Origin of the sequence: Shewanella sp. Shew256 (genome assembly GCF_002196695.1) — a bacterium.
GTDB classification, from domain to species: Bacteria; Pseudomonadota; Gammaproteobacteria; order Enterobacterales; family Shewanellaceae; genus Shewanella; species Shewanella mangrovisoli.
Genome location: NZ_NAJR01000023.1, coordinates 13810 through 35516, shown reverse-complemented (window position 1 = coordinate 35516; position 21707 = coordinate 13810). Strand labels below are relative to the sequence as shown.

Sequence of the window (21707 nt, the reverse complement as noted above, 5' to 3'; positions counted from 1 at the left end):
GTGCATCGTTAACGTTTGCCACCACTATCGTAAAGCTCTGGTCTGCGGTTAAGCCATCCACATCCGTGGCGCGTAGCAATACCGCATAACTGCCAACGTTAGCGTTAGTTGGCGTACCACTCAGCACTCCCGTAGCCGTATTGAAGTTCAGCCAACTTGGCAAGGTCACTGCGCTTAAAGTGAGACTGTCGCCCACGTCGCTGTCTGTTGCGACCAAGGTGTAGCTATAGGCCGCATCTTGAGTGGCACTGGTGAGTGCGGTTGAACTGATAGTCGGTGCATCATTAACGTTCGCCACCACTATCGTAAAGCTCTGGTCAATCGTCAGACCATCTCCGTCCGTGGCGCGTAACACTACTACATAACTGCCAACGTTAGCGTTAGTTGGGGTACCACTGAGCACTCCCGTAGCCGCATTGAAGTTAAGCCAGCTTGGTAAGGTCACTGCGCTCAAGATGAGACTGTCGCCCACGTCGCTGTCCGTCGCCACCAAGGTGTAGCTATAGGCCGCATCTTGAGTGGCACTGGTGAGTGCGGTTGAACTGATGGTCGGTGCATCGTTGACGTTAATCACTCTCAGATCAAAGGGAGGAAGACTGGCAGACAGTGAACCATCTGACACACTGATCACAATACCGTTAATCACACCCACATCTTGATTAGAAGGTGTGCCAGATAAAGCTCCCGTTACGCTATTAAAGGTCAGCCATGAAATAGTCTGATTAATGCTAAACGTTAGACTATCTCCAAGGGAGTCCGTCGCTACTGGCGCGAAGTTATATAGCGCACCTTGGTTAACGGTTAACGTTGGTGTGCCATTAATGACTGGTGCGCCATTGGGTTTTACTGTGTTACTTGCCGCTGAAGCACTACCTAAACCAGCCGAATTTGTCGCAGCTACAGTAAATGAATAGGAAGTTCCGTTGGTTAATCCCGTAATTGTGATGGGCGAAGAAGCACCCGATGCGGTAATACCACCAGGAGTAGAGACTAAGGTATATCCCGTAATTGCTGTACCACCACTAAATCCTGGAGCGGTAAAACTCACCGAGGCTTGAGCATCACCGGCTGTCGCCGTGCCAATGACTGGTGCCCCAGGAACAACAGCATTCACTGTAAAGGAACGACTAACTTGGGTCGCTGGTAAATAACTGGCGTTACCAGACTGATCTGCATTAATAGTACAAGTTCCCGCAGTGACGAATGTCACAGCACCAAGGCTTGTGATCGTACAAACACCAGTTGTGGATGAAGTAAAGGTAGGTAATAAACCAGAATCAGAAGTCGCACTAAACATTGGTGACGAACCAAAGTTCTGCGCACCGGGGTTATTGAAAGTAATGATCTGAGTCGCTTTGGGGGTTATCGAGTTGGATGCTGCTGATGCAGGACCAGTTCCTGCTGAGTTATTAGCAGTGACAGTAAAAGTATAAGCCTGCCCGTTAGTTAAACCCGACACTACTATCGGTGAACCTGAACCATTAATTGGTGCAACATCCGCAGGGCTGACTGTTACTGTATAACCTGTAATACTCGTGCCACCAGTATTGACCGGAGCGGTAAAGGCCACACTTGCCTGAGCATTCCCAGCCGTCGCAGTTACACTTGTAGGAACACTAGGCAATGCAGGATTAACTGTAAAGGTTTGGGAAACTTGAGTTGCAGGCAAGTAGGATGAATTACCCACTTGGTCAGCGTTAATGGTACAAGAACCAGCCGTAACGAACGTCAGGGTTCCGCCCGTTGTGATAGTACAAACCCCTGTAGTTGATGAAGTAAAAGTCGTTGTTAACCCTGAGTCGGATGTCGCGACTAAAGTTGGCGAAGAACCAAAACTCTGTGCACCAGGATTCGTAAAAGTAATTGTCTGAGGTGACACAGGAGTAACAGAATTGGACGCCGCGGAAGCAGAACCTGTCCCGACAGAGTTGGTCGCGGTAACGGTAAATGTATAGGACACTCCATTTGTCAAACCAGTAACAGCAATTGGCGAGCTGGTTCCTGATCCAATAAAACCACCGGGATTAGAGGTAACTGTATAACCGGTAACCGCTGCACCGCCATTACTTACAGGAGCGGTAAAGCTAACCGATGCTTGAGTATTCCCTGCGGTTGCAGTACCGATTGTTGGTGCCGTCGGTGTTACCGCATTAACAGCAAACGAACGCGTAACCGTCATAGCGGCATTAGTCGCAGCGTTACCGGATTGATCGGCATCTATAGTACAAGTACCAGCAGTGACAAAGGTAAGCGCGCCACCGGAAGTGATAGTACAAACGCCTGAGGTTGACGACGAGAAACTTACTGTCAGTCCAGAATTAGAAGTCGCCGTCAGCGTTGGTGTAGCACCAAAGTTATAATTGGCAGGTTGCGCAAAAGTAATGATCTGATCAGCTTTCGGAGTTACTGCATTTGAGCTCCCTGATGCCAAGCCAGTTCCAATAGCATTGGTCGCAGTTACAGTGAAGGTATAGGCAGTACCGTTAGTTAATGAGCCAACTGTAATGGTGCAGGCTGCAGGACCAGCACAGTTTCCTGTCGCCCCTCCAGGATTAGCTGTTGCGGTGTAAGTGGTAATATCCGAACCACCATTACTGCCAGGAGCTGTGAAGGTCACGTTTGCTTGACCATCCCCCGCTGTAGCCGTACCTATCGTAGGTGCATTTGGTGCAGTAGGAATTGCGACCGTGTGGGTTGTACCGCTGCTATAGGCTGCAGGACCTGAATTACCTGCGGCATCTGAAATGTTTGTTGAACCGTTCAGATTGAGCTTGATCGAGCCATTCCCACTGATACCACTGACCGTCACTGTCACACTGGAACCAGTACTAGCAGACACACTGGCAATTGTGCCCGTTGCACCGCCAGTTGTTACTAAGCTGAAATCATCGGTGGAAATATTGCTCACCGACTCACTGAAGTTCACCGTGAAATCCACACTGGTATCAGTTGATACTGCTCCACCACTGGGGGCGATACTCGTCACCGAAGGTGTCACCGCGTCAATAACTATCGCTGTATTCGCACCTAAGGAGTTTGCTGCTCCAGGCGATGCAAGAGTTAAAGTCGCATTGTTGCCTGCAGCATCTTTAATTGTACCCCCATTGGGTGCAAGGGAATTTGTTGCCACATAATCCAGATCGCTGGAGATATCTCCCGCTTGTACTGTGTAACTGAATGTGAGCGAACTAGTACCTGTCCCAGTCGAATAGTTCACAGTCCTATTACTTGATCCATTTTCCAGCGTCAGTTGTGGCGTACCGGTCACATTAACTGTTTCACTGAAATTCACCTGGATACTAATCACATCACCAGCTTTATAAGTGCCACTGCTTGTGCTTGACGTGACCGAGGAAACAGTAGGCACCACGCCATCTATGACGATGTTTTTATTGGCCCCTAGAGAGTTGGCAGCACCCGGAGATGGTAATGTCAGTGTTGCATTATTGGCCGCAGCATCTTTGATAGAACCGCCGTTGAGCGACAGGGGATTCGTTGCCACATAATCCAAATCGGACGTGGTATCCCCTGCCTGAACCGTATAATTAAAAAGCAGTGCACTTGTCCCTGTACCACTTGAATAATTCACTACCCTATCTGTGGAGCCAGTTTCAAGGGTTAACTGTGGAGTACCTATAACGTTTACAACCTCACTAAAGTTCACCCGAATACCAATAACATCACCCACTTTATAAGTAGCATTTGTGGCACTCGAACTCACTGAATTTACTGTTGGCGGCGTATTATCCGGATCGGGCACGGTAAATGAGACAATACCCGATAAACCAGCACAACTAGAGAGTTTAATAACAAACTTATCGATAGCTATTCCGCTAAAAGCGGACATATTAATATCTGTTCTAAAGTTCGAAGGATCTGGAGGATTGTTAGTCGACGAAGCCACTAATGAGTTACTGTTATAGCCATAGACCTTGTTAGTTGGACAAGTCCCACCACCTATTCGAAGTTGGCTAAGATTAAAAACTCCGTTATTCCCTGTCACAGTAATAGTGTGTGTGGATGGCATTGGATTTGAGTAACCGACTTGCCCGAATTGGCCACAATATAAACGATTAGGAGAGGTCGCAATGGTATAGTGTGTATCTGTAGAAGTGATATTGACTGCGTTGGCAACATATGTGCCAGGACAAAAATTCAAAGGCGTATACTGACCTAAGACCGCAGAAAAATCCTTAAGCGCTTTTTCGGTAAAGGCCAGTTCAGTTTCAATATGACCGCGCTGAATTTCTAAGTTCCAGTCACCATGTTGCCGTGAATCTCCGGTTAAATTGTTTGATGCAGCCACATCCAGATGAGTGTTGTGCTGAACTATATCCAGCAACTCCTCACCAGCAGCATTTGCAGCTAACTCACAACCGTAAAACAACAGGTCACCACCTTCGCGTACTGCACCATTTAAGGCAGCGAAAACCTCCACTTCTTGCTTTATATTCTCAGCAGTGATGCGAGAGTTACCTAGTAATAAGGCCCCCTCTTGTGCATGTGAGACAATGTGAATTGCAGCAAGATCATGATATTTAGAGAGAATAGTCTTTAGTTGACGTACCCCAGATTGGCTCGAATCGATTTCAACAATATCAATCCCGGGTTTAAGGCCACGATAAAAGAGTTGTTTGTCCGGTACGGCAGAATCAATAACCACCAACTCCTTAACGGGGTAGGCACCAATTATATCTAGGTCATTAGCCTTTTCAGGCGCCAATCCGCGTAGCACCTTTGAAGATGCTGCAGTGCTTACTGGAAGTAGGTTTCCTTGAGCCGTAGCCGAAAGATACGAACGTGAATAACCAGAAGAAAGCTGCACGGGCGCGCCATAAAGCCCAAAGGGAAGCAACAGAGAAGACAACCCGGTAAGAATTTTGTTTGCCATAGTACTCTAAGTTCCTTAGTTTTTAACTGGTATTACTGGCGACTTTTTACTGGCAATAATATTGGCTGCAGTGCCAGTAGTATCCAGCCAGAAGTCCATTTCTTGGTACTTCACAAATAAATCTGGTGGCAAAATGCTACGTCGATTTTTAAACTCCACCTTTCTACCGACGTTATGCAAACCTTTTACACCCAGGTTTTGATCAAATTCATTCTCTGAATAATCGACATTATCGAAATCATGCGCAAACAAAGGCTCGCCAATAAAACGGTAAATTAATTCTAGAGTGCGAGCTGGATGCTGAGTCAGCAGATCGTAATCCACTAATAACAATCGATCTGAATATTCGCCGTAATAAGCCTCTTTTAATGCCGTCCAAGCGGCCCCCACACTCCCACCCGTATTAATAAGAGCTTCGCAGCGGCTATATACGGTTTGGCGAGTAGCTGCGTTAAACATCCGACTGTAGTCAAAAGGGTTTTTACGGTAAATTTTTTCAAAGCTATCCATAATCCATGCAGGATTTCGCACACAACAAATCACTTTAAAATCATCAACTAATTCAACTAACTGATGAAGACGCGCTGTCCATAGACGATTGGTATCAAAAATAACTGCTTGGCTTTTATCGCTGTAGTAGGCATCGATCAATGCTCGACAAATGGCTTTGCGCTTTTGTTCATCAAAAAAGGAATAGCTTTCACTTCCTGCGCCCATTTGCTCCAAGGCACCATTCACAAGTCCCGCAACAGGACTACTCATAGCAGCGTGAAAGCGTGGATTTTGCCTCAATATTCCCGCAAGCAGCGTGGAGCCAGAACGAGGTAAACCCGAAATAAAATGTAATTGAGCCGTCATTCAATCCCTTGCTTTCTGAAATCATTATTTATATAGAAATGTCAAAGCGTACGACTAAGACACCTAACCATAATCTGGGTAAAAATTAACTTATGTGGATAAATAGAGCTCTTACCCACACAATCTAGAGCAGTTATCCAAAGCAGCGTTGAATTCACGGTATAATCATTTCGACTTACCGATTTCAACTCGCGAAACTTAACCAATGATAAACAAAATAGCCACCAAATAAGGATAGTGCAAAACAAATACGAAACATCTGAAAACATATTTTGTCGTTCGGAATATATTCACCACTTTTTGTTGGACAAATAGCAACCACACAGGACATCCCATGTTTGACTGGAAGAAGATTGATACTGTACTGCTCGATATGGATGGCACCCTGCTCGACCTGCACTTTGATAACCATTTTTGGTTGAGTTTGGTGCCACAGGAGCTGAGCAAGCAACGGGGATTAAGCCAGAGCCAAGCACAACAACTGGTGGAAGAAGCCTACGGCAGAGTCGCAGGTACGTTAGACTGGTATTGCCTCGATTATTGGCAATCAGAGTTACAACTCGACATTATGGGGCTTCACCGTAACTTAGTTGACCGTATTCAGCTGCGCCAAGACAGCATGCCATTTCTCGATGCCCTTGCCGCCGCGGGTAAAAAACGCATCTTAGTCACCAATGCCCACCCTAAGAGTCTTGCGCTTAAGCTGGAGCACACTGAACTGGCAAGCGGCTTAGATGCGATGATTTCGAGCCATGAAACAGGTTATCCCAAGGAACACCCACAATTTTGGCAAACGCTATTTGAAAAATTCGCCCTAGTGCCTGAGCGCTGCCTGTTTATCGATGATAGCGAGCCTATTTTGAATGCAGCGCGCTTAGCGGGCGTAGGTCATCAGCTCGGGATCTGCAATCCCGATAGCCAGAAACCGACCAAAACCTTCAATGATTTTCCGGCCATTAGCGACTATCGCCTGCTGTTTGCCGATCTGGCGGGTTAATCCTTTAAAAACAAAAGGCACCCTAAGGTGCCTTTATCGAATCATTCTCAAGCTTATCTAAGATTAAAGCCCAGGAATACGACCTTGATAAACCACAGGGAAGTAACCATCGCTGCCACGCTTGCCGAGCATACCGAGGGATTTACGCATATCTTCTGGCTGTTCGTTGGTTTCTTTAATCTTAGCGGCAACCTTAATCATATTGCCTTCATCTAGCTGTAGCGTGCCGATAATCCCCAACTGGTTTTTGCTCTCATCAGTGGCGAGCTGCGCTTTACCCTCGACACAACTTAGCCCCAGTTCGATATTACCCAGTGGATAATTGCCGAATTGGTTCTTCACATTGGTTTGATTTAAAAACAGCTTACCCGATAACTGCTCGCACCAAGGTTTACCTTGTTCTAGAGTTTCCACAAGCAAGCTGACTTCACCGTTAATTTCGGTTCTAAAGGGCAGTTTTGCATTGCCAATCAAGAAGCTATCAGGCGCTTCAAAACGCAATCCTTGAGCGCTGATACCGCCCATAGACCAAGTGATTAACCCTTTGGCACTCACTGGGGTTGCACGGCTACCCACCTGAAAATCCAGCTTCACTTTACCTAAAAACAACGCCCAAGGGCTCAGCTCCCAGCGAACTTGTTCCAATTGGCGTTGCTGCAGATTTAAGGTTTCGATGCTGCCAGACCAAATACTGCCGCTCACTCCAGAAATTCCCACATTTGCAGGCAGTGGCGCGAGGCGCACAGCGACACTGGCGGGAAATAGCGCCAGTAAAAACACTAAATAAACCAGTACACCTATAATGATTTTTTTTATCAAACTCACAGCTACACCTTAACCTATTGCGCTAGTTGGATACGTCTTACTTTGACATAGCCAGGCGCGTCGGCCTCTGCCAAATCAACACTCTCAAGTGATAGGCCTTTTTTCTGCACTAAGTCACTCAAATAATTGAGTAAGGCATCGAATGGCACATCATCCATCCACACTTGGATTTTATCGCCCTGGGGCTGCATGCGAGTGATCACTAATCCGTAAGTGCCCGCCGTTTGGTTAACGACCGAGCTTAAGCTGCCTGACATAGTCGGCTTAGCGCCGCTTTGTTTTAAGCCAGCGATTTTATTCGCCGTTTGCTTTACATAGGTCAGGGTCTGCTGCTGCGCCGTTAAGTTGCGCAGTGCATTGGTTTCGGCATTGGCAATGGGTGTCCAGATGCCCCAGTAAAACACGCCGATCACTAAGAAAACGGCGCCGAAGCCGACGATTTGCTGCTCGCGCGATGCAAGCCCTTGCCACCAAGTCCGCAAATTATCCATCTTATTTGCTCCTCAAGGTTAAGGTGCTGGTGACCTGATCTTCACCGCTATTCATCGTACCGCCATCCATTTGGAAACGACGACCGACTATCTCTTTAAACTTCTCAATTTGCGCGTAATTCTTGGCCGTGACTTGCATACGGATTTCATTACGTGCGCTCTCAAATCTTAAGGTGTTTGGTTTCAGCTCGGGCACTTGTTTAAAGGCGTCCTGTAAACCCTCGAGCATCGCAAAAAACTCAGCACCACTGCCTTGGCCTTGGAGTGCGCGCAATTGGCTTTCCATCTGCGAACGTAAATTCACAATGCGTGAATTCCCCGGTACCACTTGTTGGTAAATGGCTTCACTCTGCGCCTTCAAATCGGCAATCTGGCCATTCACCTGATGAATGGTTAAGCCCTTATTCACTAAGGACAAGACAATGGCAACACCTAACACGATTGCGGCATTTTTCCACTGCAACAGATGCTTACTGTATTCGCGCTTCGGCGTATACACACCCGTGAGTAAGTTGATGGGCGCATGTAAAATGCCACGCGCCAGTACCAACATAGGTAAATCGAGCGGCTGTGGCTTAAGTTCAACGCCGTCCAGTTCCATCTCAGTGTAACTGGCGACCGACACTTCGTCGGCCTGCGCCGTCAGTTGCTTCATCGCGACTGGCAGCCAAGGTAAAGGCAGACTGTGGCCAGTCCCTAATCCTGTACGCAGTAATAACTCGTTACCGAAACGCATGGCCGCCCATTGGCATTCCTGCAATGGCAAGGCAAGGCAATCGGGCACGATACGCTTCACTTTTAAACCCGCTTCGGCTAAACAGCTGAGCCAAGTTTGCATTTGCTCATGGGCAACAGCTACCACACTGAGGGCATCGCCATTGCGTGGGCCAACGGTAAAGTGCATCGCATCCACATCGTCGGCGATGGTTTCTTCCAACATAAAAGGCAGGGCTTTTAAGGCTTGGCGTTGGCCTTTTTCGGGCAGATTCACGCTGGTGAGCGTCATGGCGGAGGCTGGCACCAATACATCGATAGGCCGATTTCCCGCGCGCTCGGTTAAGGTTGATAAACCTTGGGCGTTGGCAAGTTCACCAGAGGCGATAATTTCTTGTTCTTGTTCGGACCAAACCAGCCAAGAGCATGCCTGCTCTGCGGTTCTGCCTAAGCGAATAAATAGCCGTTCACTCACAGTTTTTCTCCACCAGCTTCCATCTTAAAAGATTGAGCTTGTTTGCTATTATTTTTGTCCACCAAACTGACGGGTGAGCACATCCATTTTGTTACCGCTGCTCTTTTTGAGCACGCTCTCCATTCTAAAAATGGCGTTGTCGACCTTAGCGCCCGAGGCGAGGAGGAAGTATTGACTGTCCACCACAAAACTGGACTTCATCGCATCTTCCCACTTAATCGACCCCATTGAGGAGGATTCATAAAAATCATCGATCTTGGCAAAACCATCGCCGGGACGTTGGTTGATAATGCTTTCGGCCTCACCAACCGATATCTGATTATCCAGCATGGCCGCCAGCAGCGCCGCTTGCTCGACATCTATGGTGTTCACGTTTAACAGTTGTCTGTCATTCCCTGGAATGACGCAAATATAAGGCAGTAATTTCAAATAAATATCTTGGGTGTAACCTATCACCGCCCGCAACTCACTCCTGTGATTCATCAGGGTATTCGCGGCGCGATATGGCACATTTCGCGCCTCATACTCAGCATCTTCGGCGCCATATGGGCTCGCGACTGTGTCCTCGTCGATATAATCCTTTAGGGTTTGGGTTAAATGATCCGCGGTAAAATCATCCATCCCTAAACTCACTAATAAGGCTTTGTATTGCTTTGCCGCTAACGGCAATTTAGGTTGACCGTTTTCCACATCTTTTGTGGTGACGGACAAAGCATTTAAGTTAAAACACGAACGCATATCGGTGATCTTGCCTGCAATCTCACCATATTCCGCCGGAAACACCACATCGCTCATGGCCCAATATTGTTGTTTGTGTACACGGCCTTCCGAATCGTCCAAGTCCTGTTTGAGGATCTTCTTCGCCAGTTCTTCGGCGGAAATCGCGTACCAATAGGCCTGATCGTACTGGGCTAAGTTTAAGGTGCGGCGCATCGACAACTGATTTCGGCTGGTAATATTGGTGGCGATGATCACCACCATGGCCACGATCAGCAATACCACAATCAGCGCGACGCCACGTTGTTTAGCAGGATTTCGCCTTATCATGCGCCATCCTCATTTTCAGGGTCACCTTTGCCGGGATCTTCGTCACCGTTGCCCGAGCCATCACCGTTATTGTCTTGGTCGCCGTTGTCGTCTTTATTGTCATCGGCGTTGTCGTTCTTGTTGTCCTCATCATTGGATTTCTCTGGCGCGGCCGCGCCTAAGGGCAACATAAACTTGCGTTGAATTTTGCCTAAGCCTTCAATCTCAATTTCCATTGCGATGGCTTTGGGTAACTTGGTCGCCTCGACCTTGCGCTCCCATTTGTCCTCCATAAAGAAGGAATACTCGACCGAGAGCACCTTATCGATAATCACAGTCTTCATTGGCTCGGCACCAAATTCGGGCTCGGGATAGGGAAAGTACCAACGCTCTAATTTTCCTTCGCGTACCACGTAGGCAACTGACTGTATGCTGCCACGGGGCAATAAGCCGTCGGGATTGAGCCAGCCTAAGCGGTAAAACACTAAGGCTTCTGATTCCGAATCTAAAATATCGTTACCCGTTTGGAACACTGTGGTACCACGGCCGCCTTCGAGTAATCTGGGAGTCCGCGCCACCATCTGCCCAAGGTCGCGCTCAATGGTGCCAAAGCCCTGCTGCAATGCCTTTAAACGCACCGAGAAGTTACGGGTCACTTCATCGTTGGTCAGCACAGTGCTCAACACCGCATTGGCGGCTAAACCTAACATGGCAAAAATCGCAATCGCGATCAGCATTTCCAGCAGGGTAAATCCCCTATGAGCCTTAGTTTGTTTTAAGGACATAACTGCTCACTTGTGCTGCAATACGCTGATAACGCTCATCTTCACTGACACTAATGCGGATCATGCGAAAATTATCATCCGTGGTTTTCACCACTTCTTTACGCCAGTACCAATCCTTACCCGCGAGTTCTACTTGCCCTTCTTTTTTGCCTAATTCGGGAAATTGCGGATCGAGTCTGGCATCCACCATTTGATTATCCGCCACCCATTGGGCAAGGGTGCGCGACTCCAGAATCGGCATGTTCGCCATCTGTTCACCTAAGCTTTTGGTGATAGAGACGGCGGCGATGGCAAATACCGCCAAGGCCACAATGACTTCGAGTAGGGTCATCCCCTTAGCGTATTTCATCGGGTCGCCCTAGGGTTAAACGGCCAAGGGCATCGCCCACCACTAACACATCGAGTGGCCCATTGTCGGTCTTGGTAATAAAGCTCAGCTCAAAAGCGCTCATTTCACCACTCGGCAACAGCAAAATCTGCGGCTCTGGATGCTTTTTCTTATCTTCCGCAGAAGGCTCGATTAAGGGTTCGTCGAACCACGACTCGTCCTTCTCATCCTCCTGCACTAAGGGTAAACCGTCGAGCACCAGATTCAACACGACGCCGGGATCCATTTGTTTTTCAGACAGAATCCGGTCCTTCTCCAATGGATTCCATTTACCATCTTTATAATAAACAAACTGATAGCTGGTCTTTTCCACCACGATACCGATAAATTGACCGCTTAATACGGTTTCATCCAGCACTAGTTCTGTGGCGGCGATAAATTGCTGCGCGCTTTTTTCCAGTGCCTGTTGTGGGCCTGAATTGCCAATAGACATAGTCACCGCCGCGGCGGTGAGTCCCATTAACAAAATCACCAGCATCACCTCCATCAAGGTGAAGCCGGCGTGGCGCAGCGTTACCATCTTATTGGAAGTTCTGTAAGTTCCAGTTACCGATATCGTCTTCGGTACCTGGCTGACCATCTGGGCCTGCACTAAAGATATCTAACTTGCTGTTTTCGCCTGGGCTTAACAGTAAGTAGTTATTGCGCCATGGATCCTGTGGTAAACGCTTCACATAGCCTTCTTCACGGTAGTTACGTGGCTCGGGTGAAATCGTGGGTTTTTGCACTAAGGCTTCTAAACCTTGTTCAGTCGTGGGATAAACACCGTTATCTAACTTGTACATATCTAAGGCGTTTTCGAGCGCTACTATGTCAGATACCGCTTTCTGTTGGTCGGCTTTATCTTTGTTGCCCATCAGGTTTGGCACTACCATAGACGCCAAAATACCGAGGATAACGATAACCACCATCACTTCGAGTAAGGTAAAACCCTTGTGCTTTTTGTTCATTTGCATCGACTACATCTCCTAAAAAACCTGCGCCATCTCTGAGTCCAAAGAGGCAATAATCCATAAATTTAATAACTAGCCACTAATCAAATTGTTCAGTGCCAAAATAGGTTGCAGAATGGCCATCACGATAAAGAGTACAACCCCCGCCATGCTCACCACCAACATGGGCTCGAACACACCCAGCGCCAGTGTAACATTACTCTCGAATTCCCTATCCTGGTTATCTGCAGCACGCTCAAGCATTTCCTCGAGCTGACCACTCTTCTCCCCCGAGGCGATCATATATAACATCATCGCCGGGAATAGCTTAGTGTTAGTCAACGCTGCGCCTAGGCTAGTTCCTTCCCGTACGCGTGCCGTGGCATCATCCACCGCCGCTCGCACCCGCACATTTTGCAATACTTCGCTGGCAATGCGCATCCCATCTAACAAAGGCACTGAACTGGCGGATAAAATACTCAGGGTACGCGCAAACCGTGCGGTATTGAGTCCTTTACTCACTCGGCCAATCACCGGCATTTTCAGCAAAAACGTATGGTATTTCATCTTGAAAATCGGTGACTTGAGTAGACGCTGGAACACCATCAGCAGAATACCGATCGCCAAGATAACAAACAGGCCATAGTGCTGGACAAAGTCTGAGGCGGCAATTAAGAAGCGGGTTGTAGCGGGTAACTCGGCGCCCATATGCTCAAATTGGCCAACCACTTTTGGCACCACGGCCGCCAACAACACCGACACCACCCCAATGGCCACTATCGTCAGCATAATGGGGTAAATCATCGCCTGTTGCAGTTTGGACTTCAGCTGCTGACGACGCTCGGTGTAATCGGCTAAGCGATTCAGCACCACTTCTAAGTGACCGGATTTTTCACCCGAGGCCACCATGGCGCGGTACAAGTCATCGAAAATATGCGGAAATTCGGCAAGAGAGTCGGCCAGACTATAGCCTTCCACCACGCGGGAGCGCACCGCCATGATCATGCTGGCGAGACGCGCCTTCTCACATTGCTGGCCCACCGCCTTGAGACACTCCTCAATCGGTAAACCCGCCGCAACTAGTGTGGCGATTTGACGGGTGATCAACGCTAATTCCGCCACCGAAATCCCGCGCTTAAAGGGCGAGAATCCCGTACCTTTTGCCTTGGCTTCTTTTTCGGTGACCGGCAAAATTTCCAGCGGCATCATGCGTTGGTCACGCAGCTGACTACGGGCATGTCTGGCGGTATCCGCCTCAATCACCCCTTTTAGCTGTTTTCCCTTGGCGTCCAGCGCCTTATATTCAAATGCTGGCATAGCTTACTCCTCGCGGGTCACCCTCAGGACTTCTTCCAGAGTGGTGATACCTGAGAGCACCTTGCTCATGCCATCGTGGCGAATGCTTGGCACCGACTGGCGGATATATTTCTCAATCGCCAGTTCGCCACGTCCACCGTGGATCAGCTCGCGCACATTATCATCGACCAGCAATAACTCATGGATACCCGTACGACCACGGTAGCCACTGCTACCACAGGCCTTACAGCCATTGGCGCGGTAAATATGGCGATGATCGTCCGCCGCCATTCCCAGTAGCTCACGCTCACGGGCATCGGGCACATGCTCTGTCTTACATTTTGGACAGAGTGTACGGATTAAGCGCTGGGCTAATACCCCAAGCAAACTCGATGAGACTAAGAAAGGCTCTACGCCCATGTCCTGCAAACGGGTAATCGCGCCAGAAGCCGTGTTGGTATGTAGAGTTGAAATCACTAAGTGGCCAGTCAAAGATGCCTGCACCGCAATTTGGGCGGTTTCTAGGTCACGGATTTCCCCGATCATCACCACATCCGGGTCTTGACGCAGAATTGCACGCAGACCACGGGCGAAGGTCATGTCCGCCTTAGTGTTCACTTGAGTTTGACCTATACCTTCTAACTCGTATTCGATGGGGTCTTCAACGGTTAAGATATTGGTATCTTTAGAGTTAATCTCGGTAAGACCCGCATACAGCGTGGTACTCTTACCCGAACCCGTAGGGCCTGTCACCAGAATAATGCCGTGTGGACGACGGATGATCTCGTCGAACTGGGCACGGATACTGTCGGTCATCCCCAGTTGTTTTAAGTCCAAATTGCCGGCGTTTTTATCTAACAGACGCAGCACCACACGCTCACCATGGCTCGATGGCATGGTCGATACCCGCACGTCCACCGCACGACCCGCAATCCGCAGCGAAATACGGCCGTCCTGCGGTACACGTTTCTCGGCGATATCGAGACGCGCCATGACCTTAATCCGCGACACCAAAAGGGATGACAGCTTACGGTTCGGCTTAAGCACTTCCTTCAACACGCCGTCGATACGGAAACGCACGACTAACTGTTTCTCGTAGGTTTCGATATGGATATCCGAGGCTTCTTCTTTAATCGCTTCAGATAACAAGGCGTTAATCAGCTTGATAATAGGCGCATCGTCATCGCCTTCGAGCAGATCTTCGGTTTGCGGCAGCTCTTCGGCGAGGGTGAATAAATCCATCTCGTTGCCAATATCTTCCATCAGCTGCTGCGCTTCGGAGGAGTTGGCTTGATACGCCTGGGTTAATTTTGCCTCAAACTTGCCCGGCTCTAGCAATACCAACGGCAAATCCGCGCCCGAGTAGCGGCGAGCTTCGAGCATGGCCGCTAATGGGGTTTTGGCGGTATAAAACAGGTTCAAGGCGCCATCATCGCCATAGGCTAAAATCACCTCATGGCGGTGCGCAAAGGCAAAAGGTAAACGCTCTTTGCTGCTGGAGCGAAATACCTCATCACCTTCGGCTTCAAGCCCTAGTTCGTTAGAAACTAGGCTTAAATCCTCGACTTGGGTTACTTGTATTTCGCTCATTGTGTTTTGTCTTTGTTCTTGTTTTCATCCAGCGACTTGAGGGTCGAGTCCGTTTTACGCATATTGGTATCTAACCCTTTGCCTTCCTTGTAACGCTCTAAAATCTCATTCACTTCCGGCGGCAGGTATTCAGATTGATTCCATTCTTCCAGAATTGGCACTTGAGTATTTGGCATTAAGTTCACCCCGCGCTCTTGCTGCTCAAGTTGTAATGCTCTGAAATAGTTGTATTTACGGCCTGCGATACCTTCCATAGTCACACCATCACGGATAATGGTGGGCTTAATAAAGATCATCAGGTTCTTTTTGGTCTTCTTACTCGAAGACGACTTGAATAGGTGTCCAAGCACCGGAATATCACCAAGGAATGGCACTTTCTGCACGCTTTCTTGGACTTCTTCGTTAATCAAACCACCGAGCACCACGATTTGCCCTGAATCAGCCATCACTGTGGTAGTTAAACGGCGAGTCGCGAAGGAGATATCCACACCCGTATTACCGTTTACACCCGAGACTTCTTGCTCAATGGCGAGCTTAACCGCGTTGCCTTCGTTGATCTGAGGCACCACTTTTAACTTCACCCCAACCTCTTTACGCTCAACGGTTTGGAATGGGTTACTGTTGTTTGAGCTAGCGGTAGAACCGGTTAGAATCGGCACTTCGTCACCGACGATAAAGGAGGCTTCTTGGTTATCTAAAGTCGTAATCGAAGGTGTTGCCAGTACGTTCGAGTTGGTATCGGCCGATACAGCTTGTATTAGGGCGCCAAAGTCACCCATGGCCACGCCCCACGCCATACCATTCACTTTACCTAAGGCTTGGGCAAGTAATGTCACATCACCTTTGGTATCAGGGTTGTCTGTACAGGTCTGATTATCCCCAGAACCAGTACAAGTTTGGGAAGCTTTCACATCCTGTGCCTGCCAAATACCGGCACCAATTTCACCAATGGTTGGGCCTAAGTTATTAAACTGAGTACCACCACCCGCTTTAGATGCCCATTGCACCCCAAAGCCAACGTTATCGCCTTCGGCGACTTCCACGATAATGGCTTCGACTAATACTTGGGCGCGGCGAATATCGAGTTGGTTGATCACACTCTCGATAGTACGCATTTGATCTGGCTCGGCACTGATCACTAAGGCGTTGGTATCAGTGTGGGCCATAATGTTGATTTCATTACGACGTTTAGCTCCGGCCTGGGCGCTAGGGTCTTTTTCACCCTCAAGCTTTTGCGCAAATCCGGTCAGCACTTCAACCAAATCTTCGGCCTTAGCATAACGCAAGTAACGTACTTTGGTATTGCCCGTGCTGGCCTGCTCGGCATCGAGGCGGTGGATAAGCTCAACCACGCGTTGGCGGCTCTTTTCATCACCACTGACCACCACGGCGTTAATCCGCTCGTCGGCAACGACCTTAGGCGCTTGTCCTGGGAGCTGCGCTTGGTTAGCCGTCGCGCGGTAAAGGGTATCGATAATACGCACCATTTCACCGGCTGAGGCGTATTCAAGCGGCACCACTTGTACCGAGGTATCGCCCTGCTTATCTACACGGCGAACGATTTCAACTAACTTGTTCACCACAGCTGCGCGGCCGGATAACATCAGTACGTTCGATGGGTCGTAGTTCACTACGTTACCGCCACCAGCGTTATCGTTTAACTGGCGTAATAACGGCGCTAACTGCTTGGCTTCAGTGTTATACAACGCCACGATGCGGGTGACCATTTCATCGCCCAAACCTGGGTCGTTGTCGTTGGCGACACGAATTGCTGCGGTTTTCGCATCTTTGTCTTTGATGACCTTGATGACGTTGTTTTCCATCTCGACGATGGCATAACCGTAAACTTGCAGCACGTTGAGGAAGAATTGGTAATACTGCTCATCGTTGAGCAGATCATAACTGCGCACGTTGATCTTGCCGCGAATGGTCGGGTCAACAATGATAGTTTTATTCAGGTTTTTACCAACGATGTTGATAAATTCTTGGATATCAGTGCCTTTAAAGTTGGCCGCATATTGTTCAGACCAAACAAATTGCGAGGTCAGCATAGTGGCGCCAGCCACAACTCCAGCAATCAGTTTGCGTCGAATCCGTTTGTTATTCATTATTTTACTTTCCTCTAACGCGTGTTATTGCGGCAAACTAAACATGATTTCAACCAATTGTCCTTCCCGTTCCACCATGATGGAAACTTCAGTTAATTCAGGCAATTGGCTCATCATTTCTAACGCCTGACTCATCACAGTCAGGTCGTATCCATTAATCGATTTAGCAAGGTCATTGGGTTTAAAACCCGCTTGCTTAAAGAGGTTCACATCTTTACCCGGGTTTAAACGGTAGCCCACGACGCTTTCGCCCTGTCTTACGGGAGAAATCGCGATGTAATCGGTGATTTTGCTGGGGTCGGCTAAGAGTTCACTGCGGGATTCGGCCAGCTCTTGGGATATTTCAGCATTTTTGCGCTGATCCACGCGGCTAACCACCTCGGCTTTTTCACTCTTAGCCTTTTGTAGTTGCTGATTCGCCGGGCTTTGGCTGGTGTAAACCAGACCATCGAGCATCAGGGTCTCATAACGGCCCGCGTTGGTGATGATAATCCGGTCGGCGTAGACTTCTTTTAACGAAGCCGAAGTGCCTTTAATCTTATCGCCTAGGCTGTAGGTTTCTTGGCTGCCGCTGGACTCAATAATCGCGAGGCCTTTTTGATCGGCGGTCGAGGCCACCACACCCGTTAATTGAATCGAGAGTGACGTCTTAGGTGCATCGGTCACAGTCTCAACCACTTCCACTTTCGGTTTATCGGTTTTGGCATCGGCTCTGCCAAACAGTGCAAGCTGCTGTAATCCCGCCAGATCAACTTGCCCAGCCCCTTTACCTGTCGTGGTGACAGCCGTAGGAGACCAAGCCGTTGGGGATGAAGTACTAGGTACGAGTTTCCATGTAATTTGCGCGGCTAAGAGTAAACACAGAATAAAACCAAACCAGAAAACAACCTGACTCAATGGCTTATGCGGGATACCTGCAGCTTTAGCGATAACTTTATCTAATAAATCCATATTTATGTGGACCCTCAATACAGGTCTCTGTTCTGATTATAAAAATTAGAATGTTCGCCACATGCTAACCTAGGCCGCATTTGGCAACAACCCCATAACAGTATTGCAATTGGCGAAAATTCGCCATTTATGCTAACTTTGCCCGCCTCAAAAGGGTGTGAAGCGCACCACCCTTTAACATAATAGCAATGCGGCTTAGGCATTTTATTGTTCAGCATGTGAACTCATCGATCTTTTATCTTGGAGACACTATGACGCAAAGTGTAAGCGACAGTGGCAGCGTTCGACTCGATAAGTGGTTATGGGCCGCACGTTTTTATAAAACCCGTGCCATTGCCAAAGAAATGATCAACGGCGGCAAAGTACATTACAACGGTGCTCGCACCAAATCTAGTAAGAATGCCGAGATAGGTGCCGTCCTTAAGATACGACAGGGATATGACGATAAAGAGATCGTCATAAAAAAATTATCTGAAATGCGCCAAAGTGCATCGATTGCGCAGGAATTGTACGAAGAAACGGCCGCCAGTATAGCTAAGCGTGCGGTAAATGCCGAAGCAAGACGATTGAATATTCTCAATAATCCTGCGCCCGACCATAAACCGGATAAAAAGCAACGACGCCAACTTATCCGTTTTAAAGAATGCTAAGAATTACGTAAAAGTTACCTAACAGTGAGATACAAGATGATACAAGATATTTTAAACCGCTACCTGTTCGACAATGCCGATGTGCGTGGTGAACTCGTACAGTTACAAGACAGCTATCAACAGGTGATTGGCTCACACACTTATCCACCCGTGTTGCAAATCCTGCTGGGTGAATTGCTGGCGGCGACGTCTCTGTTAACTGCCACCTTAAAATTCAGTGGCGATATCAGCGTGCAGCTGCAGGGTAACGGCCCAGTATCACTGGCGGTGATCAATGGCAATAACCAGCAGCAATTACGCGGTATTGCCCGCTGGGAAGGCGACTTAGCCGATGATGCTAGCCTCGCCGATCTATTTGGCCAAGGTTATATGGTTATCACCCTGACGCCGGATGAAGGCGAGCGTTACCAAGGCGTGGTCGCCCTCGACAAGCCAACCTTAGCCGCCTGTGTCGAAGACTACTTTAACCAGTCAGAGCAATTACCTACCGCACTCTGGTTATTCGCCGACGGTAAGCAAGCTGCGGGTATGTTCCTGCAAGTATTGCCAAGCCAAGAAGACCACAATGCCGACTTCGAGCATTTATGTCAGCTAACTGCGACCATCAAGGCAGAAGAGTTATTCACCTTAGATGCGCAGGACGTATTGCATCGCTTATATCACCAAGAAGAAGTGCGTCTGTTCGATCCTATCGAAGTCAGCTTCAAATGCACTTGCTCACGTGAGCGCAGCGCAGCCGCGATCAAAACCATTGAACAAGCCGAAGTCGAAGCCATTCTGGCCGAAGACGGTAAGGTCGAAATGGGTTGTGAGTACTGCAATGCCAAATACGTATTCGATGGTATTGATATCGCAGCTATTTATGCCAACGGCACAGCTTCAAATACCCAGCAGTAAGTCAAAATTGACTGTTAAAAGGGCACCTTAGGGTGCCCTTTTTTGTACCGCCTCAATGATCCAGCTCACACTTTACCCGCGGATAGGATACAATCGGCACACTTTGTCCCCTAGCACGCCTCGGGCGATAAATAAAAACAAATCGGCAGACGATCGATAAAAAAATAACCTTACAAATACAAGTCAATGGAGACCTCACTATGGCGGATGGATTAAACCGCGTTCATTACAACCCCTCAACAGCACAACTGGTCGAATTTGCCCTGCTACGCGGCGAAGGTGAATTGACTGCAAACGGCGCACTGGTCGCTAAAACCGGTACCCGCACCGGTCGCTCTCCTGGCGATCGTTTTATCGTAAAAGAAGACAGTTCAGCGGCTGACATCGAATGGGGACCCGTCAACCAAGCATTTGAACCCGGTGCTTTTGAAGGATTATGGGCGCGCGTAGAAGCATTCCTCGCCGATAAAGAGTTGTTTGTATCTGACCTCGAAGTCGGTGCAGATCCAGAACATTACCAGCCAGTGCGCGTGACGACTCAATACGCTTGGCACCAACTGTTCGCCCGCAACCTTTTTATCATCCCAGAAGAATTTAACCGTCAAGACAAGCCTGTATGGCAAATCATCAACGCGCCAGACTTCGTCTGTGTTCCTGAGCGTGATGGTACCAATTCAGATGCGGCGGTGATCTTAAACTTTGCCGAGCGCAAAGTGTTGCTAGCGGGCCTGAAATACGCTGGCGAAATGAAGAAGTCGATGTTCTCTGTGCAAAACTTCCTGCTGCCAGCCCAAGGCGTATTGCCAATGCACTGCTCGGCTAACGTAGGTAAAGACGGCGACACTACCCTATTCTTCGGTCTGTCAGGCACGGGTAAAACCACCCTGTCTGCGGATCCAAAACGCTTCCTGATCGGTGACGATGAGCACGGCTGGGCACCGGGCGGCGTATTCAACATCGAAGGCGGTTGCTACGCCAAGTGTATCGACCTGAGCCAAAAGAACGAGCCTGTGATTTGGGATGCGATTCGCTTCGGTACTGTGCTGGAAAACGTGGTCATGGACGAGCACCGCGTGCCTAACTACAAAGACAGCAGCCTGACGGAAAACACCCGTGCGGCTTACCCACTCGAGCATATCGCTCAGCGTAAAGAAGACAACCGTGGCGCCGAGCCGCACGCAGTGGTGTTCTTAACCTGCGACGTGTCTGGCGTATTACCACCAGTTTCTATCCTGAGCAAAGAGCAAGCGGCTTACCACTTCCTCTCGGGTTACACAGCTAAAGTCGGTTCGACTGAAATCGGTTCAACTTCTGCGATTCAATCCACCTTCTCTACCTGCTTCGGCGCACCTTTCTTCCCACGTCCTGCGGGCGTGTATGCCGAGCTGCTGATGAAGCGTATCGAGTCATTCGGTAGCCAAGTGTACTTAGTTAACACTGGCTGGACTGGCGGCCCACACGGTATTGGTAAACGTTTCGACATCCCAACGACGCGCGCGATTGTCGATGCGATTGTCAGCGGTGAACTGAAAAACGTCGAAACCGTACACTTAGACACACTGAATCTGGCCGTGCCTGTGGCGGTACCGGGTGTAGACACTAACCTACTCAACCCAGTAAACACTTGGAGCGATAAGGCACTGTACGCCGAATACGCCCAAAAACTGGCCGAAGCCTTCACTAAGAACTTCGCTAAGTACCAAGTGTCTGATGCCATCCGTAACGCTGGCCCAAAGGCATAAGCGCAGCGGATTCATTTAGATAATGTAATCAAACACATTGTTGAGTAAAAAAGCGCGGATTCAGTAATGAATCCGCGCTTTTTATTTGCCT

18 protein-coding genes and 1 pseudogene are annotated in these 21707 nt (G+C 48.8%); 4 read left to right on the top strand and 15 right to left on the bottom strand.

The genetic code is table 11. The features are described 5' to 3' along the window. From B5P39_RS23160 to B5P39_RS23155, 3 genes and pseudogenes are all read right to left on the bottom strand, one after another. A partial coding sequence (locus B5P39_RS23160; protein ID WP_254915851.1) for a beta strand repeat-containing protein occupies window positions 1–3847 on the bottom strand: 3847 nt, incomplete at its 3' end. A 339-nt stretch (window positions 3848–4186) separates the two neighbouring features. Beyond that, a pseudogene (locus tag B5P39_RS25215) lies at window positions 4187–4891 on the bottom strand (DUF4347 domain-containing protein); the annotation flags it as partial. Between the two features lie 15 nt (window positions 4892–4906). Continuing rightward, window positions 4907–5749: a sulfotransferase family protein gene (locus tag B5P39_RS23155; protein WP_088213094.1), complete on the bottom strand. Its 843-nt coding sequence runs from the start codon at window positions 5747–5749 to the stop codon at window positions 4907–4909. A gap of 334 nt (window positions 5750–6083) precedes the next feature. Between B5P39_RS23155 and yrfG the strand changes: the two genes are divergently transcribed. Next, window positions 6084–6746, top strand: coding sequence for a GMP/IMP nucleotidase (gene yrfG / locus B5P39_RS23150; protein WP_088213093.1), 663 nt, complete (start codon window positions 6084–6086; stop codon window positions 6744–6746). A 63-nt stretch (window positions 6747–6809) separates the two neighbouring features. On the opposite strand, the gene B5P39_RS23145 is transcribed toward yrfG, so the two are convergent. The 12 genes from B5P39_RS23145 to gspC all read right to left on the bottom strand — a co-directional run bounded on the left by B5P39_RS23145 (window position 6810) and on the right by gspC (window position 18327). After that, window positions 6810–7571 (bottom strand): type II secretion system protein N, encoded by a 762-nt coding sequence (locus B5P39_RS23145; protein WP_088213092.1) that lies wholly within the window; start codon window positions 7569–7571, stop codon window positions 6810–6812. A 14-nt stretch (window positions 7572–7585) separates the two neighbouring features. Further along, window positions 7586–8062, bottom strand: coding sequence for a type II secretion system protein M (locus tag B5P39_RS23140; RefSeq protein WP_088213091.1), 477 nt, complete (start codon window positions 8060–8062; stop codon window positions 7586–7588). Between the two features lies 1 nt (window position 8063). After that, a complete protein-coding gene (gene gspL / locus B5P39_RS23135; RefSeq protein ID WP_088213090.1) occupies window positions 8064–9251 on the bottom strand; it encodes a type II secretion system protein GspL in 1188 nt (395 codons plus the stop codon). A gap of 48 nt (window positions 9252–9299) precedes the next feature. Continuing rightward, entirely contained in the window at window positions 9300–10298 is a 999-nt protein-coding gene (gspK, locus tag B5P39_RS23130; protein WP_088213089.1) for a type II secretion system minor pseudopilin GspK, read from the bottom strand. Then, window positions 10295–11062 (bottom strand): type II secretion system minor pseudopilin GspJ, encoded by a 768-nt coding sequence (gspJ, locus tag B5P39_RS23125; RefSeq protein WP_088213088.1) that lies wholly within the window; start codon window positions 11060–11062, stop codon window positions 10295–10297. The genes gspK and gspJ overlap by 4 nt, the downstream gene beginning before the upstream one ends. Beyond that, the gene (gene gspI, locus B5P39_RS23120) at window positions 11043–11411 is read right to left on the bottom strand and encodes a type II secretion system minor pseudopilin GspI (protein ID WP_011715428.1); all 369 of its coding nucleotides are present in this window, start codon (window positions 11409–11411) and stop codon (window positions 11043–11045) included. Before gspI ends, gspJ begins: the two co-directional genes overlap by 20 nt. After that, complete coding sequence (gspH, locus tag B5P39_RS23115; protein ID WP_088213087.1) at window positions 11398–11970, bottom strand: type II secretion system minor pseudopilin GspH; 573 nt, start codon at window positions 11968–11970, stop codon at window positions 11398–11400. The genes gspI and gspH overlap by 14 nt, the downstream gene beginning before the upstream one ends. A 1-nt stretch (window position 11971) precedes the next feature. Continuing rightward, window positions 11972–12406: a type II secretion system major pseudopilin GspG gene (gene gspG, locus B5P39_RS23110; protein WP_011715426.1), complete on the bottom strand. Its 435-nt coding sequence runs from the start codon at window positions 12404–12406 to the stop codon at window positions 11972–11974. Between the two features lie 69 nt (window positions 12407–12475). Beyond that, entirely contained in the window at window positions 12476–13699 is a 1224-nt protein-coding gene (gene gspF, locus B5P39_RS23105) for a type II secretion system inner membrane protein GspF (protein WP_088213086.1), read from the bottom strand. A 3-nt stretch (window positions 13700–13702) separates the two neighbouring features. Continuing rightward, window positions 13703–15268 carry a type II secretion system ATPase GspE gene (gene gspE, locus B5P39_RS23100; RefSeq protein WP_086902859.1) on the bottom strand — a complete coding sequence of 522 codons (1566 nt, stop codon included), beginning with the start codon at window positions 15266–15268 and terminating at the stop codon, window positions 13703–13705. After that, window positions 15265–17376, bottom strand: coding sequence for a type II secretion system secretin GspD (gene gspD / locus B5P39_RS23095; RefSeq protein WP_088213085.1), 2112 nt, complete (start codon window positions 17374–17376; stop codon window positions 15265–15267). The genes gspE and gspD overlap by 4 nt, the downstream gene beginning before the upstream one ends. 24 nt (window positions 17377–17400) lie before the next feature. Then, entirely contained in the window at window positions 17401–18327 is a 927-nt protein-coding gene (gene gspC / locus B5P39_RS23090; RefSeq protein ID WP_088213084.1) for a type II secretion system protein GspC, read from the bottom strand. 251 nt (window positions 18328–18578) lie between these two features. Between gspC and hslR the strand changes: the two genes are divergently transcribed. The 3 genes from hslR (at window position 18579) to B5P39_RS23070 (ending at window position 21616) form a co-directional block, all read left to right on the top strand. Then, window positions 18579–18977 (top strand): ribosome-associated heat shock protein Hsp15, encoded by a 399-nt coding sequence (gene hslR, locus B5P39_RS23080; RefSeq protein WP_088213082.1) that lies wholly within the window; start codon window positions 18579–18581, stop codon window positions 18975–18977. Between the two features lie 36 nt (window positions 18978–19013). Next, window positions 19014–19874, top strand: coding sequence for an Hsp33 family molecular chaperone HslO (gene hslO, locus B5P39_RS23075; RefSeq protein WP_088213081.1), 861 nt, complete (start codon window positions 19014–19016; stop codon window positions 19872–19874). A 200-nt stretch (window positions 19875–20074) separates the two neighbouring features. Then, window positions 20075–21616, top strand: coding sequence for a phosphoenolpyruvate carboxykinase (locus B5P39_RS23070; RefSeq protein WP_088213080.1), 1542 nt, complete (start codon window positions 20075–20077; stop codon window positions 21614–21616). Window positions 21617–21707 lie beyond the last annotated feature (91 nt).